At 53.9% G+C, this 15668-nt stretch carries 12 protein-coding genes; 9 read left to right on the top strand and 3 right to left on the bottom strand.

Features of this window, described 5'->3' with window-relative positions:
* Window positions 1-39: 39 nt before the first annotated feature.
* The gene (locus WC1_RS20850) at window positions 40-1485 is read right to left on the bottom strand and encodes a tagaturonate reductase (RefSeq protein WP_016149507.1); all 1446 of its coding nucleotides are present in this window, start codon (window positions 1483-1485) and stop codon (window positions 40-42) included.
* A 13-nt stretch (window positions 1486-1498) separates the two neighbouring features.
* The gene (locus tag WC1_RS20855; protein WP_003837229.1) at window positions 1499-2521 is read right to left on the bottom strand and encodes a zinc-binding alcohol dehydrogenase family protein; all 1023 of its coding nucleotides are present in this window, start codon (window positions 2519-2521) and stop codon (window positions 1499-1501) included.
* Window positions 2522-2657: 136 nt separating this feature from the next.
* On the opposite strand from WC1_RS20855, the gene WC1_RS20860 reads away from it, so the two are divergent.
* The 3 genes from WC1_RS20860 (at window position 2658) to WC1_RS20870 (ending at window position 5715) form a co-directional block, all read left to right on the top strand.
* Window positions 2658-3572 carry a GntR family transcriptional regulator gene (locus WC1_RS20860; protein ID WP_016149506.1) on the top strand — a complete coding sequence of 305 codons (915 nt, stop codon included), beginning with the start codon at window positions 2658-2660 and terminating at the stop codon, window positions 3570-3572.
* Between the two features lie 213 nt (window positions 3573-3785).
* Window positions 3786-5147 carry an MFS transporter gene (locus tag WC1_RS20865; protein WP_003845612.1) on the top strand — a complete coding sequence of 454 codons (1362 nt, stop codon included), beginning with the start codon at window positions 3786-3788 and terminating at the stop codon, window positions 5145-5147.
* 52 nt (window positions 5148-5199) lie between these two features.
* Complete coding sequence (locus tag WC1_RS20870; protein ID WP_003845611.1) at window positions 5200-5715, top strand: GNAT family N-acetyltransferase; 516 nt, start codon at window positions 5200-5202, stop codon at window positions 5713-5715.
* Here the strand turns inward: WC1_RS20870 and tsr are convergent.
* On the bottom strand, window positions 5712-7373 hold the full coding sequence (gene tsr / locus WC1_RS20875; protein WP_003837223.1) for a methyl-accepting chemotaxis protein: 1662 nt from the start codon (window positions 7371-7373) through the stop codon (window positions 5712-5714). The genes WC1_RS20870 and tsr overlap by 4 nt on opposite strands.
* A gap of 248 nt (window positions 7374-7621) precedes the next feature.
* Between tsr and WC1_RS20880 the strand changes: the two genes are divergently transcribed.
* The 6 genes from WC1_RS20880 (at window position 7622) to hsdR (ending at window position 15661) form a co-directional block, all read left to right on the top strand.
* Window positions 7622-8170, top strand: coding sequence for a hypothetical protein (locus WC1_RS20880; RefSeq protein WP_016149505.1), 549 nt, complete (start codon window positions 7622-7624; stop codon window positions 8168-8170).
* Between the two features lie 242 nt (window positions 8171-8412).
* A complete protein-coding gene (gene btsT, locus WC1_RS20885) occupies window positions 8413-10563 on the top strand; it encodes a pyruvate/proton symporter BtsT (protein ID WP_003845609.1) in 2151 nt (716 codons plus the stop codon).
* A 110-nt stretch (window positions 10564-10673) separates the two neighbouring features.
* Window positions 10674-10868, top strand: coding sequence for a YbdD/YjiX family protein (locus tag WC1_RS20890; RefSeq protein ID WP_003830038.1), 195 nt, complete (start codon window positions 10674-10676; stop codon window positions 10866-10868).
* Window positions 10869-10880: 12 nt separating this feature from the next.
* Window positions 10881-11837, top strand: a complete 957-nt coding sequence (gene yjiA, locus WC1_RS20895; protein WP_016149504.1) for a GTPase — start codon at window positions 10881-10883, stop codon at window positions 11835-11837.
* 132 nt (window positions 11838-11969) lie between these two features.
* The gene (locus WC1_RS20900) at window positions 11970-13136 is read left to right on the top strand and encodes a restriction endonuclease (RefSeq protein ID WP_016149503.1); all 1167 of its coding nucleotides are present in this window, start codon (window positions 11970-11972) and stop codon (window positions 13134-13136) included.
* A gap of 95 nt (window positions 13137-13231) precedes the next feature.
* On the top strand, window positions 13232-15661 hold the full coding sequence (gene hsdR, locus WC1_RS20905; RefSeq protein WP_016149502.1) for an EcoAI/FtnUII family type I restriction enzme subunit R: 2430 nt from the start codon (window positions 13232-13234) through the stop codon (window positions 15659-15661).
* Window positions 15662-15668 lie beyond the last annotated feature (7 nt).

The following is a 15668-nucleotide window of genomic DNA, read 5'->3' as shown; positions in this document are numbered from 1 at the left end:
AACAGCGCCCAACACCACACCGGGCGCTGCATGGCAACCTTATTCCAGACTGTTCACCGCCTGGCGCATACCCTGCACCAGAATCATCTCCAGGTTGGCCGTCACCTGCCCGGCAAGCCCAGGTAACAACGTCAAATCCTCTCCCCAGTGCGCCGCATCGCCAAGCACTGAATCCACCAGTTCACGCAGCGTTAAATCATTGCCAACTCGCGGCCACAGGCTGGCATAGAGGCTTACCCACTGCTCATCATCCTGTATCGGATAGCGTTCCCCGTTACGCTCTGCGCGATAAAACGCCAGCAGCGCAGCGAGGGCAAACGTTAACCGCACTGGCCAGCGCCCATTTTGCTCACCCGCCAGCAGTTGCGGCAAAATTCGGGTGCGGAATTTAGTCATCCCGTTAAGCGCAATGGAAAGCAACTGGTGGCGAATGTAGGGGTTCTGAAAACGCCCGCTCACCGCGTCGGCAAATTCTCGCAGTTCGTCCGCCGGGAGATCCAACACCGGAATAATCTCCTCACTAATCGCCCGCTCGACAAAGCGGCGGATATCAGCATCCTGCATCGCCTCGCCAACGGTCTCCAACCCGCACAGCCACGCCACCGGCACCAGCGCCGTATGCGCGCCATTGAGAATAGCGACTTTGCGCTCTTTGTACGGTTTGATATCGCTCACTACACGGATATTCAGCGGACACTGCGCCAGCTTCAGCTCCTCTGCCAGCCACTGCGGCCCCTGGATCACAAACAGGTAAAAATGCTCCGCGGTATCGAGAAACGCATCGTGATAGCCAAGTGTAGCCTCCAGCGCAGCGGCTTCTTCGCGCGGGTAGCCGGTGACAATACGGTCAACCAGCGTGGAACAGAACGTGTTTGCCGTCTCCACCCAGTCGGCAAATGCCGGAGGAAGCTGCCACTCCTGCGCATACCGCAGCACCAGGGATTTGAGCGCCTCACCGTTATAGTCGATAAGCTCGCACGGAATAATTACCCAGCCCTTATCCACCGCGCCCTCAAAGTGGTTAAAGCGCTCCATCAGCAGGCGCGTCAGTTTGGCCGGAAAGCTCACCGGCGGCGCATCATCCACACAGTCTGCCGCGTGATAGCTAATTCCGGCTTCGGTAGTATTTGAAAACACAAAACGGATATCCGCATTGTGCGCCAGCGCCAGATACGCCGCGAAATCCTGGTACGGGTTGATTTCGTTATTCACCGACCGGATAAGCCGCGCCTCACTCACCGCCTCACCCTGCTCGTTTAGCCCGCGAATAAGCGTGGTATACAGCCCATCCTGGGTATTCAGCGACGGAGGAAAATCGGTATTAATTGGCCGAACGATGGTCACGCCAGCGTTCAGATCGGTATGCTCGTTGAGGATATCCAGTTGCCAGTCGACAAACGCCCGCAGAAAGTTACCTTCTCCAAACTGGATCACACGCGTTGGGTAGCTGGCTCCCGGAAAATCACGTCGATTCAATGTTTTCATCCTGTTTTCCCTCTCAGAACGTGATCACGCCTTTAATCAGTTCACGGTTGTTGATCACATCCCGCTCGTAGATTTCAGCCAGTGTGGCAAACGCGTAACGGTGCGTAAGCATCATGTCGGCGGTCAATTTGCCTTCCGACATCAGGCGGCCCACTTTGGCGAAATCTTCCGGCGTGGCGTTGCGACTGCCCATCATGGTGGTCTCTTTCTTGTGGAACTCAGGGTCAGAGAACTGCAAATCGCCTTTAAACAACCCAACGAAAACGATGCTGCCGCCATGACGAATCAAATTCACCGTGTTATTCATCGCATGTTGATTCCCCGTGGCATCAATGACCTTTTGCGCCAGCGAACCGCCAAACTGAGCGCGCAGCTGCGCATCAAAATCTTCAGCGGATGGGTCGATAACCGGAAGTCCCAGGCGGGAAACCACATGGTCTCGGCGTGCGGGACTGGTATCGGCGACCACCACCTGTGCGCCATCGGCTTTGGCAATCGCTGCAGCCCCCAGGCCAATCGGACCAGCGCCGACCACCAGCACCTGCTCACCCGGCGCCACCGCCGCCCGGCGTACCGCATGCGCGCTGATGGCATAAGGCTCAATCAGCGCCGCCGCCTGCGGGTCAATCCCCTGCGCATCCAGCAGGTTGGTCACCGGAACGGACAAATATTCACTGAAACCGCCATCCTGGTGCACGCCAATTACTGAAATCTTCTCGCAGCAGTTGGTGCGCCCGCTCAGGCATGCCGGACACTGCTGGCAGGCCACGTAAGGAATAACCGCCACCTGCTGGCCATTTTTCAGATTCTGTATATTCTTACCCAGCCCGACAATTTCCCCACATATTTCATGCCCTAATACACGTGGGTAGCTGAAAAAAGGTTGATTGCCACCCCAGGCATGAATATCGGTACCACAAATCCCTACCGATTTAATTTTTATTAATGCTTCACTCTCACCCGGAATAGGTATTTCGCGTTCTTTCCAGACTAATTTTTTAGGTTCCTGGCAAATCAACGTATTCATCGTAGACATGATTCTGCTCTCCTGTTTTTTGTTGCCTCAGATATCAACGAAAATAAAAAAGACGGAGAAAGCAGAAACACAATCTGTGAATCCCAGCGCATAAAAATGTTTTAAATCGGGTTTTAATAGGTAAAAAGGAGAAGCCATGAGCCGTTCGCAGAACTTACGCCACAATGTGATTAACCAGATTATCGATGATATGGCGCGTGGTCATATCCCTTCCCCTCTCCCGTCGCAAAGCGCATTAGCGGAGATGTACAACATCAGCCGCACCACCGTGCGTCATATGCTGAGCCACTTAGGCAAGTGCGGCGTTCTGACCCAGGTCGGCAGCCACTATGTTATCGTGCGTAAACCCGACCATGACGACGGTTTTGCCTGCACCACCGCCTCCATGACCGAGCAAAACCGGATTTTTGAGCAGGCTTTTTTCACTATGATCAACCAGCGCCAGCTGCGTGCAGGCGAGAGCTTCTCCGAACTGCAGCTTGCCAGAGCCGCGGGCGTCAGTCCGGTAGTCGTACGGGAATATCTTTTAAAATTCGAACGTTACAACCTGATCAAAAACGAAAAACGCGGTCAGTGGAGCATGAAGCAGTTCGATCAGGCCTATGCGGAGCAGCTGTTTGAACTCAGAGAAATGCTGGAAACCCATTCCCTGCAACATTTTCTCAATCTGCCCGACGATGACCCACGCTGGCTGCAAGCGAAAACGCTGCTGGAACGCCACCGGATCCTGCGCGACAGCATCGGCAGCAGCTTTCGTATGTTCTCGCAGTTAGACCGTGAGTTTCATGCCTTGCTGCTCTCTGCTGCCGATAATATATTTTTCAATCAATCACTTGAAATCATCTCCGTGATTTTCCACTTCCACTATCAGTGGGATGAGAGCGACCTCAAACAACGCAACATCATTGCCATCGATGAGCATATGACCATCCTCAGCGCGCTGATCTGCCGCAGCGACCTGGATGCCACCCTGGCGCTTTGTAACCATTTGAATTCAGCCAAACAATCAATGATTCGTTCCATCAACCAGAGTCATAGCGCCGCCCATTAAGTACCGATAAAAAACAGCAAATCATTACCGGGAGCACGATTTTATAAAAATAAAAACGCCTGAAAAATACCTCTTGCCTATGCTCACGCTAAGTCGACTGCATTAAAAACTTTTGTGAGCGGTGATGAGCAAATTGATTCATCACCGGTATTTTTTCAATACTGCACAGTCCTGCTGTGTGAAAAATAAATTATTGAGGTTCAGGAGTCCGGCGTGGAAAAAAATAATATTACCCTCGACCCGAGTTCTTCGTTTGGCACGTCATCATCTGCGGATATTAATGTTCCGCCTGAGGGCATGGTGCAACGCAGTAGCCGAATAAAACGTATTCAAACCACGGCAATGATTTTATTATTTTTTGCTGCGGTTATTAATTACCTCGACCGCAGTTCTCTGTCGGTCGCCAACTTAACGATTCGTGAAGAACTGGGGCTGAGCGCCACGCAAATCGGCGTGCTGCTGTCGGTATTTTCTCTCGCTTATGGTATTGCGCAATTGCCCTGCGGCCCGCTGCTGGATCGCAAAGGTCCGCGCATTATGCTGGGGCTGGGGATGTTCTTCTGGTCGCTGTTTCAGGCGATGTCCGGCATGGTGCACAGCTTCACCCAGTTTGTGTTGGTGCGTATCGGGATGGGGATCGGCGAAGCGCCAATGAACCCGTGCGGCGTAAAGGTCATCAACGACTGGTTTAACATCAAAGAGCGCGGCCGCCCGATGGGATTATTCAACGCCGCCTCCACCATCGGGGTTGCCATTAGCCCGCCGATTCTGGCTGCCATGATGCTGGTAATGGGCTGGCGCTGGATGTTCATCACCATTGGCGTGCTGGGTATTTTCCTCGCCATCGGCTGGTACATGCTGTATCGCAACCGCGAGCAAATTGAGCTGAGCGCCACGGAACAAGCGTACCTGAACGCTGGTAGCGTCAATGCCCGCCGCGATCCGCTGAGCTTTGCCGAATGGCGCAGCCTGTTTCGCAACCGTACCATGTGGGGCATGATGCTGGGCTTTAGCGGCATCAACTATACCGCATGGTTATACCTGGCCTGGCTGCCGGGCTACCTGCAAACCTCCTACAACCTGGATTTAAAAAGCACCGGATTAATGGCGGCGATCCCGTTCCTGTTTGGCGCAGCCGGCATGTTGATTAACGGTTTTGTCACCGACTGGCTGGTGAAGGGCGGTATGGCGCCGATTAAGAGCCGTAAGATTTGTATAATCGCCGGGATGTTCTGCTCTGCAGCCTTCACCTTCGTTGTGCCGCAGGCCACAACGTCAATGGCCGCCGTGTTACTGATCGGTATGGCGCTGTTCTGTATCCACTTCGCCGGTACCTCGTGCTGGGGCCTGATCCACGTCGCCGTCGCCTCACGCATGACCGCTTCCGTGGGCAGTATCCAGAACTTTGCCAGCTTTATCTGCGCGTCGTTTGCGCCGATCGTCACCGGATTTATTGTTGATACCACCAACTCTTTCCGCCTGGCGCTGATCATCTGCGGCTGCGTCACCATGGTGGGGGCCCTTGCCTACATCTTCCTGGTTCGCCAGCCCATTAGCGATCCACGTAAAGATTAATCCTCCAGATGCCCGATAACACCGTGCTTATCGGGCATGTTATGCTCCTCGTATGAACATCACCTTACGCGCTACTACTCTGGCAGACGCAGCCGCTCTTCCCGCCATCGAACGATCTGCGGGGCAACGTTTTTTACAGATCCCAGAACTGGCGTGGATTGCTGATGACCAGATTATATCGTCTGCTCAGCATCAGGCATTTGCCGCCACTGGCTTGAGCTGGCTGGCGCAGGCCGATGAGCATCCGGTCGGCTTTTTAGTCGCCGAAACGCTGGATTCATCGCTGTTTATTGCGGAACTGTCGCTGCATCAGGAGTGGCAGGGAAAGGGAATTGGCCGCCGATTAATTTGCTATGTTGCCGAACAGGCGGGCGAGAAAGGTTACACATCGCTCACGCTGACCACCTTCCGCGATGTGCCGTGGAATGCGCCATGGTACGCGCGTCTGGGATTTGAAATGTTGGCTGAAGAGACGCTGCCTGCAAAGTTGCGCCAGAAAAGAGAAGAGGAAGCGGCGCATGGACTGGCGTATGAATCACGCTGCGCCATGCGCCTGATGCTTACTTAGAACGTTTCCCAGTTATCCCCGGCATCCGCTACCGCGGCTTTACGCGGCTGGACTGTTGAAACCGGTTTAGCGGCCGCAACGTCACGCGCGCGCTGTTGGTCATGCTGAATACGGAACACGGCAACGGCCTGAGTCAGGCGGCTGGCCTGCTCTTCCAGCGCGGCAGCGGCAGCGGCGGATTCTTCCACCAGCGAGGCGTTCTGCTGCGTCACACGATCCATCTCGGCAACGGCCAGACCAACCTGATCAATACCGCGGCTCTGTTCATCAGAAGCAGAGGCGATTTCACCCATGATATCGGTCACGCGGGTTACCGCATTGACGATCTCATCCATGGTTTCACCGGCGCTTTCAACCAGCGTTGAACCAACATCCACACGGCTGACCGAGTCTTCAATCAGGCTCTTAATCTCGCGCGCGGCCTGCGCACTACGCTGGGCCAGGTTACGCACTTCACCCGCAACCACCGCAAATCCACGGCCCTGCTCGCCCGCACGTGCGGCTTCTACCGCGGCGTTGAGTGCCAGAATATTGGTCTGGAAGGCAATGCCGTCGATGACGCTAATAATGTCGGCGATCTTCTGCGAACTGGAAGCGATATCGCGCATGGTTTGCACCACGTTGTCCACCACTTTGCCGCCTTTCTGCGCGGTTTCCGACGCACTCAGCGCCAGATGGCTGGCCTGACGCGCGTTTTCGGCGTTCTGCTTCACGGTTGCCGTCAGCTGTTCCATGCTGGCTGCGGTTTCTTCCAGAGAGGCCGCCTGCTGTTCGGTACGGGAGGAGAGATCGTTATTGCCCATCGCAATCTCGCTGGCCCCGCTGTAAATCGCGTTGGCGCCGTTACGCACGTCACCCACGGTATTCATCAGCTCACCCTGCATGTGACGCAGGCTTTCCGCCAGTTGCCCAATCTCGTTGGAACCTTCCACCTCAATACGCTTCACCAAATCGCCGCTGGCGATATGACGAATGCTGTCAATCAGACGGTTCATTGGGGAGATAAGGGTCAGTTTGATACCAAACCAGACCGCAATAATCGCCGCCAGTACGGTAATCAGCACGCAGATCAGCACCCACATCGCCTGGCTGTAAGAACTGTTGTTATCTTCCACCGCGATGTCATACAGGCGATCGTTCTGCTGCATGTAACTCATATACTGCTTCTCAAAGCCATCCTGATAGCTCTGCGTTGGTTGATCAAAGAACGCGTTGATCTTCCCGTCACCCAGTAACTGGATCAGCTCCGCCAGCGCACCGTGATAGATGTCATAGGTGCGGTTGATCTCCTGGAAAGCGGCTTCGCTTTGGCGCGGATCGCGCGGGAGCGACTCGTAAATCGCCCAGTTTTTTTCCGTCAGCTTCAGCGCCGTGCTGGCTACCTGCATCAGTTCGGCAACGGTCGCGCCGCTGCCGATATTGCTCTGATCCATCATGTAGCGAATGCCCGCCCGGTTCAGGGTGTTACGCGTTTGCAGCAGCTCAACCCAGGTAGCGTTCAGCGCAGACTGTTGCTGGCGAATGGTTTGCAGAACGGTAAAGTTCTCTTTGTCATTCTTAAGTGAGTTAAAAAACAAGCCGCCCGAGGCGAGCTGTAAAAGGCCAAATAGCGCCAATACCAGCAGTAAGCTGGTAACAATCTTCATACGTTTTAACATGTTTTCTCTTTCCGCTAGACAGATGTCAGAATTTTCGGCCTGGAAAGGGAAAACTTTATGGATATCGTTCGAAAAGCCGGTGTTCTGGCAATATCTCTCGCTGAAAAAAGCAGCAAACACACTCGGCACATACCACGCAAAAGTTGCCGTAGTGGCTTCCCCACCTTTTCAGAGGGCTTTTCATTTATACGCACTTCGATTACCAATGGAAGTCCTGTCACCCGCCTCTAAAACAAGGAAGTCCTTCTGTGAAAAAGAAATTTTTCGATTTATTATCTAATGCTGCTCCCTTCTTACTGCTGGGAGGCATTTTAGGATTAATGACCCCCATAGTGCCAAAGCTCCTTATCCCGGAGATTTCAGGCATCTTAATGGAGAGCATCGCACCTAAAAGCATCATGTTTCTGCTCATTATAGATGCGTTATTTACGGTAATTTTACTCAGGCTATGTGGTGTATTCGATTCAAAAAAAGAAAAATCTGCTTTTATCTATGAAAGATTTTTATTTAAATTCAATGAATTGGGCAAATCCATTACCGCAGCCACGTTTGGTACACTTTTCGGGCTTACGCTGGCAATGCTTCCCTATAGCGAATTTCGCATGGCGGGAGTCGGCCTATATTTTTCTGCGATGTTGATCGTGATATGGGCCCTATTTGACTTCCTGAGCCACATGAGTAAAAACGCGGTTGGCAAAACTGAACGATGTACCTTTTATACCGTGGTTATCGCCATTTTCGCCTACTACCTCTACCTTATAGCCACTCAAATACAGGCGTACACTCCCGTCGCGTGAACCTCATACCGGTAATTGTGTGATTTTAATCACATAATTACCGGTCTACCCTCCATATTAAAACCGCTCGCTGACACTTGGGACCGCTTAAGCTGACATACAACCGCTCACTTATTTACCTTACTTTACGCGCGTAATTCTCTGGCAAGATCCCCCCAACATAGCAGTCAAATAACCTCCTCAAACACAAGATCAAACCCACGCGGCTTCGGCCAATTATTAATTAGATACCAGGTTTTACTATGGATACGAAAAAGATATTCAAGCACATACCCTGGGTGATTCTCGGAATCATCGGTGCATTCTGCCTCTCGGTAGTGGCATTACGTCGGGGTGAGCACATCAGTGCCCTGTGGATCGTGGTCGCCTCAGTTTCTGTTTATCTGGTGGCTTATCGTTACTACAGTTTGTACATCGCCCAAAAGGTGATGAAACTTGACCCGACGCGCGCCACGCCGGCGGTCATCAACAATGATGGTCTGAACTACGTTCCAACCAACCGTAACGTGTTGTTTGGTCACCACTTTGCCGCTATCGCAGGTGCAGGTCCGCTGGTTGGGCCGGTACTGGCCGCGCAGATGGGCTACCTGCCTGGTACGCTGTGGCTGCTGGCGGGCGTAGTGTTGGCCGGTGCGGTACAGGACTTCATGGTGCTGTTTATCTCTTCTCGCCGTAACGGCGCATCTCTGGGTGAGATGATCAAAGAAGAGATGGGCCCGGTGCCGGGAACCATTGCGCTGTTCGGCTGCTTCTTAATCATGATCATCATCCTCGCGGTACTGGCGTTGATCGTGGTGAAAGCACTGGCTGAAAGCCCGTGGGGTGTGTTCACCGTCTGCTCAACCGTACCTATCGCGCTGTTCATGGGGATCTACATGCGATTCCTGCGCCCAGGACGCGTGGGCGAAGTGTCGGTGATTGGTATTGTGTTGCTGGTTGCCTCCATCTACTTCGGCGGCGTGATTGCGCACGACCCGTACTGGGGCCCGGCGCTGACCTTTAAAGACACCACCATTACCTTCACCCTGATCGGTTACGCGTTTATCTCCGCGCTGCTGCCGGTATGGCTGATCCTTGCCCCGCGCGACTATCTGGCTACCTTCCTGAAAATCGGCGTTATCGTCGGTCTGGCGGTGGGGATTGTTATTCTCAACCCGGAACTGAAAATGCCGGCGATGACCCAGTACGTTGATGGTACTGGCCCGCTGTGGAAAGGCGCTCTGTTCCCGTTCCTGTTCATCACCATCGCGTGTGGTGCGGTATCTGGCTTCCACGCGCTGATCGCTTCCGGTACTACACCGAAGCTGCTGGCTTGTGAAACCGACGCGCGTTTCATTGGTTACGGCGCGATGCTGATGGAATCCTTCGTGGCGATTATGGCGCTGGTTGCTGCGTCCATCATCGAACCGGGTCTGTACTTCGCAATGAACACCCCGCCTGCGGGCCTTGGCATCACCATGCCGAACCTGCATGAAATGAGCGGTGAGAACGCCCCGCTGATTATGGCGCAGTTGAAAGACGTTACCGCACACGCAGCGGCAACCGTCAGCTCCTGGGGCTTTGTGATTTCGCCTGAGCAGATCCTGCAAACCGCGAAAGACATCGGCGAGCCGTCCGTTCTGAACCGCGCAGGTGGCGCACCGACGCTGGCCGTAGGTATCGCCCACGTGTTCCACAAAGTGCTGCCGATGGCTGACATGGGCTTCTGGTACCACTTCGGTATCCTGTTCGAAGCACTGTTCATCCTGACCGCACTGGACGCCGGTACCCGTTCTGGCCGCTTTATGCTGCAAGATTTACTGGGTAACTTCGTTCCGTTCCTGAAGAAAACCGACTCTCTGGTTGCGGGTATCATTGGTACTGCGGGCTGCGTAGGCCTGTGGGGTTACCTGCTGTATCAAGGTGTTGTTGACCCGCTGGGCGGCGTTAAGAGCCTGTGGCCGCTGTTCGGTATCTCTAACCAGATGCTGGCTGCCGTGGCGCTGGTTCTCGGCACCGTGGTGCTGGTTAAAATGCAACGCACCAAATACATCTGGGTTACCGTGGTTCCGGCAGTATGGCTGCTTATCTGCACCACCTGGGCGCTGGGTCTGAAACTGTTCAGCACCAACCCGCAGATGGAAGGCTTCTTCTTCATGGCGAATCAGTACAAAGAGAAGATTGCTAACGGCGGCGAACTGACCGCACAGCAGATTGCCAATATGAACCATATCGTCATCAACAACTACACCAACGCAGGCCTGAGTATTCTGTTCCTGGTGGTGGTGTACAGCATCATTTTCTACGGGTTCCGTACCTGGCAGAAAGCCCGTACCATCAACGGTCGCTCTGATAAAGAGACACCGTATGTACCGGTGCCGGAAGGCGGCGTGAAAACCTCTTCACATCATTAAGCCGTAATTGCCGGATGGCGCTGCGCTCATCCGGCCTACAAAATGTGCAGTATGTAGGCCGGATAAGGCGCAAGCCGCCATCCGGCTTTATTCATTAACAGGACGGCAGAATGTTTGGTACTTTAGGTCAGGCAAAAAAATATCTCGGTCAGGCGGCAAAGATGCTGATTGGCATTCCGGACTACGACAACTACGTCGAGCACATGAAGACCAACCATCCCGATAAGCCGTACATGACCTACGAAGAATTCTTCCGCGAGCGCCAGGAAGCCCGCTACGGTAGCGGCGGAAGCAGTTGCTGTTAGAAGGAGAAGTAAATGACCCCGATTGCAGTCACCCTACTCACCGGCTTTCTTGGCGCGGGTAAAACCACCCTGCTGCGCCATATTCTCAACGAGCAGCACGGTTACAAGATTGCCGTTATCGAAAACGAATTCGGCGAAGTCTCGGTGGACGATCAGCTGATTGGCGATCGCGCAACACAGATCAAAACCCTGACCAACGGCTGCATCTGCTGCACCCGTTCGAGCGAACTGGAAGACGCGTTGCTCGATCTGCTCGACAACCTCGACAAAGGCACCATCAATTTCGACCGTCTGGTGATCGAATGCACCGGCATGGCCGATCCCGGCCCGATTATTCAGACCTTTTTCTCCCATGAAGTAATTTGCGAACGCTACCTGCTGGACGGCGTGATTGCGCTGGTTGACGCGGTGCATGCCGACGAGCAGATGAACCAGTTCACCATTGCCCAGTCTCAGGTGGGCTACGCCGACCGCATCCTGCTGACCAAAACCGACGTAGCAGGTGAAAGCGAAAAACTGCGTGAGCGCCTGGCGCGCATCAACGCCCGCGCCCCGGTGTATACCGTCACGCATGGCGATATCGACCTCTCTCTGCTGTTCGACACCAACGGTTTCATGCTGGAAGAAAACGTGGTCAGCGCCAAACCGCGCTTCCACTTTATCGCCGACAAGCAAAACGATATCTCCTCGATCGTCGTCAAGCTGGATTACCCGGTGAACATCAGCGACGTGTCCCGAGTGATGGAAAATCTGCTGCTGGAATCCGCTGAGAAGCTGCTGCGCTACAAAGGTATGCTGTGGATTGAAGGCGAGCCAAATCGCCTACTGTTCCAGGGCGTCCAGCGCCTGTACAGCGCCGACTGGGACCGCCCGTGGGGCGACGAACAACCGTACAGCCAACTGGTGTTTATCGGTATTAATCTGCCGGAAGACGAGATCAGAGCCGCGTTTGCGGGGTTGAAGAAGTAGATTTTTTGTAGGCCGGATAAGGCGCAGCCGCCATCCGGCACAGGCAGTTTTCATTCCGATAAGTGATTCATCCCATGGAATTTTTCACCTGGTGTGGCAAGCTATTGCCATTGCACTCGTTAAGGGACCAACGTGAAAAATTACAAAGTGATTACCCCGCTTTTTCCGACCTACGCCCAGGTAAAAGCGATGATGAAAGCCGTTTCAGGCTATTCCCTGAAAGCCGTGCGCGATATGATTACTGCCATTCACGAGCAAACAGGAACACCGCAACAACCCGTTGACTGGTCCGAACCGGATCTGTGGATCAGCGAGCGCTTGTCAGGTGAAGATGCCGAAATCGCCCGCCGCATCTGGGATACCGATAACCATATTCTGAACCCTCGCCACAGCTACGGCTGCTACTTATTCCTTAACTATCCTCAGTTTGACCTGATGAAAAGCACGCCAGATGATGCCTGGCAACCCACTCCCCGTGGGCAACAATTTCTGCATGATGATGAAAAGACATTGCGCTCATTAGACGATCAGGAAGGCATCCTGCAGCTTCTGGAGCTACTGGCAGGCCGGGAAATGTCGCGTCGCGCGGATTTACTTCCCGAATGGCAGGCCTTTTTGCACCAGCACTCCAAATTCGCCTCTGCCAGTTCAGTAAAAAGCACACTCTACTCTCGCCTGTATAACCTGATCGACCGTGAGATGGTGAACCGCGAAGGCATGAGCTATCGCATCACCGATGCCGGACGCGTCTGGCTTGGAAAAGCGCTACCGGCACGAAAAAGCGATCCGCGTAAAGAGCTTTTGGACGCCGTGAAGCGCTACAACGAGCAGCAAAAAGAGCTGCTGCGCGAACAAATCAGCACCATGAATCCGTACAAGTTTGAGCATCTTGTTGGGCAATTGCTGGAAGCCATGGGCTACGAACAGGTTGAAGTGACCAAAGCCTCCGGCGATAAAGGCGTGGACGTGATTGGTCAGGTACAGGTGGGCATTACCACCATCACCGAAGTGGTGCAGGTAAAACGGATGCAGAACACCATCACGCGTCCGTATATCGATCAGCTACGCGGCGCACTGCCTTACCACAAAGCCATTCGCGGCACGCTGATCACTACTGGCAAATTTGCCGCCAAATGCGCGGAAGCAGCGCTGTTTCCGGGGGCCGCCCCTATCACGCTGATTGACGGCGATCGCCTGCTGGAAATGTTGATTGAATATAACGTCGGGATTCGACGCAGCAATGCGGTGGAGCTGCTGGACGTGGATTTACAGCTGTTTGATGAGCTGGAGATTGAGTAACGTGCAAAACGCGGTAGCAAAGCCATTTCTGTTCATGGCTTGCATAACAATATTGTGTAAAATCAGAGCAATCCCATTATCGGTAGAGAACGGACATGGCTGACCTGAACCTAAGTACCCTGACGGAAGCAGACATCATCACCAAATGCGTTATGCCCGCCATCCTTGATGCTGGCTGGAACGACACAACGCAAATCAGACAAGAGGTCAAACTCCGGGACGGTAAGGTCATCGTGCGTGGCAAAGTCGCAGCGCGTAGAACGGTGAAATCCGCCGATATCGTGCTGTATTACAAACCGGGTATTCCTCTGGCGGTCATTGAAGCCAAAGCCAATAAGCATGAAATCGGCAAAGGGATGCAGCAGGGGATCGAGTACGCACGTCTGCTGGACGTTCCTTTTGTCTTTGCCACCAACGGCGATGGCTTTATCTTCCGCGATGCCACGGTTGCTGACGGCGAACTAATGGAAAAGCCGATTACCCTCGGCGAATTCCCTTCTCCCTCGGAACTGTGGCAAAAATTGTGCTTATCAAAAGGCTACACCGAAGCTCAACTTCCGGTGATTACTCAGGACTACTACGACGACGGCAGCGGCAAAGCACCGCGTTATTACCAGCTACAGGCCATCAACAAAACCATTGAAGCCGTCTCCGCCGGGCAGAACCGCGTTCTGCTGGTGATGGCGACCGGAACGGGAAAAACCTATACCGCCTTCCAGATTATCTGGCGCTTATGGAAAGCGAAAAGTAAGAAGCGGATCCTGTTCCTCGCCGATCGCAACATTCTGGTCGATCAGACCAAAAATAACGACTTCCTGCCATTTGGCACGGCAATGACCAAGGTCACCGGGCGCACCATCGACCCGGCATTTGAAATCCACCTCGCGTTGTACCAGGCCATCACCGGCCCGGAAGAAGATCAAAAAGCCTTTAAACAGGTAGCGCCGGATTTCTTTGACCTGATTGTGATTGACGAATGCCATCGCGGCAGCGCTTCGGAAGACAGCGCGTGGCGCGAAATCCTCGACTACTTCAGCGCCGCCACGCAGATTGGCTTAACCGCCACGCCGAAAGAGACCCATGAAGTCTCCAGCACCGATTACTTCGGCGACCCGGTGTATATCTACTCGCTGAAAGAAGGTATCGAAGACGGCTTCCTTGCCCCATACAAAGTAGTGCGCGTCGACATCGACGTCGATCTCCAGGGCTGGCGCCCGACCAAAGGCCAGACGGATAAAAACGGCGAGCTGATCGACGACCGCATCTACAACCAGAAAGATTTTGACCGCACGATGGTGATTGATGAGCGCACCGAACTGGTAGCGAAAACCATTACCGATTACCTCAAGCGCACCAACCCGATGGATAAAACCATCATCTTCTGTAACGACATCGATCACGCGGAGCGGATGCGCCGCGCGCTGGTCAATCTCAACCCGGAACAGGTCAAAAAGAACGACAAGTACGTGATGAAAATCACCGGTGATGACGACATCGGCAAAGCCCAACTGGATAACTTTATTAACCCTAAAAAGGCCTATCCGGTTATCGCCACCACCTCCGAGCTGATGACCACCGGCGTCGACGCCAAAACCTGCAAACTGGTGGTGCTGGATCAAAACATTCAGTCGATGACTAAATTCAAGCAGATCATCGGTCGCGGCACCCGCATCGATGAACGCTACGGCAAGCTGTGGTTCACCATCCTCGACTTCAAAAAGGCCACCGAACTGTTCGCCGACGAACGCTTCGACGGTATCCCGGAAAAGGTGATGGACACCACGCCGGAAGATATCGCCGACCCGGACTCCGATTTTGAAGAGCAGTTCGACGAACACGAAGAAGAGACCGAAGATGACATCACCGGGGCCGATGAAGATCCCGCGCCTTATACCGTCACCGGTCCAGACGATGTCGGCCCGCTGCCGGAAGATGACGAAAACAAAGTGCGCAAGTTTCACGTCAACGGCGTCGCCGTCGGCGTGATCGCCCAGCGTGTGCAGTATTACGACGCCGACGGCAAGCTGGTCACCGAATCCTTCAAAGACTACACCCGCAAAACGCTGCTCAAAGAGTACGCCTCGCTGGATGATTTCACCCGCAAGTGGCAGGACGCCGAGCGCAAAGAAGCCATCATCAAGGAACTGGAGCAGCAGGGGATTATCTGGGAAGTGCTGGCGGAAGAGGTCGGTAAAGATCTCGACCCGTTCGACATGCTGTGCCACGTGGTGTATGGTCAGCCGCCGTTAACCCGCAAAGAGCGGGCGGAGAACGTGCGCAAGCGCAACTACTTCACCAAATACTCCGACGCCGCGCAGGCGGTGCTGAATACGCTGCTGGATAAATACGCCGACGCGGGCGTGCAGGAAATAGAGAGTATTCAGGTGCTGAAGCTCAAGCCGTTCGACAGCATGGGTACGCTGCCGGAGATCATTAAAAGCGGATTCGGCGACCGTAACGGGTATAATCAGGCCATCAGCGAGCTGGAGAGCGAAATCTACCACTTACCGCCCCGCTCCGCGTAACCACTCC

The organism is Citrobacter sp. KTE30, from assembly GCF_000398825.1.
Classification (GTDB): Bacteria; Pseudomonadota; Gammaproteobacteria; order Enterobacterales; family Enterobacteriaceae; genus Citrobacter; species Citrobacter freundii.
This window is presented reverse-complemented; position numbering and strand designations above follow the sequence as displayed.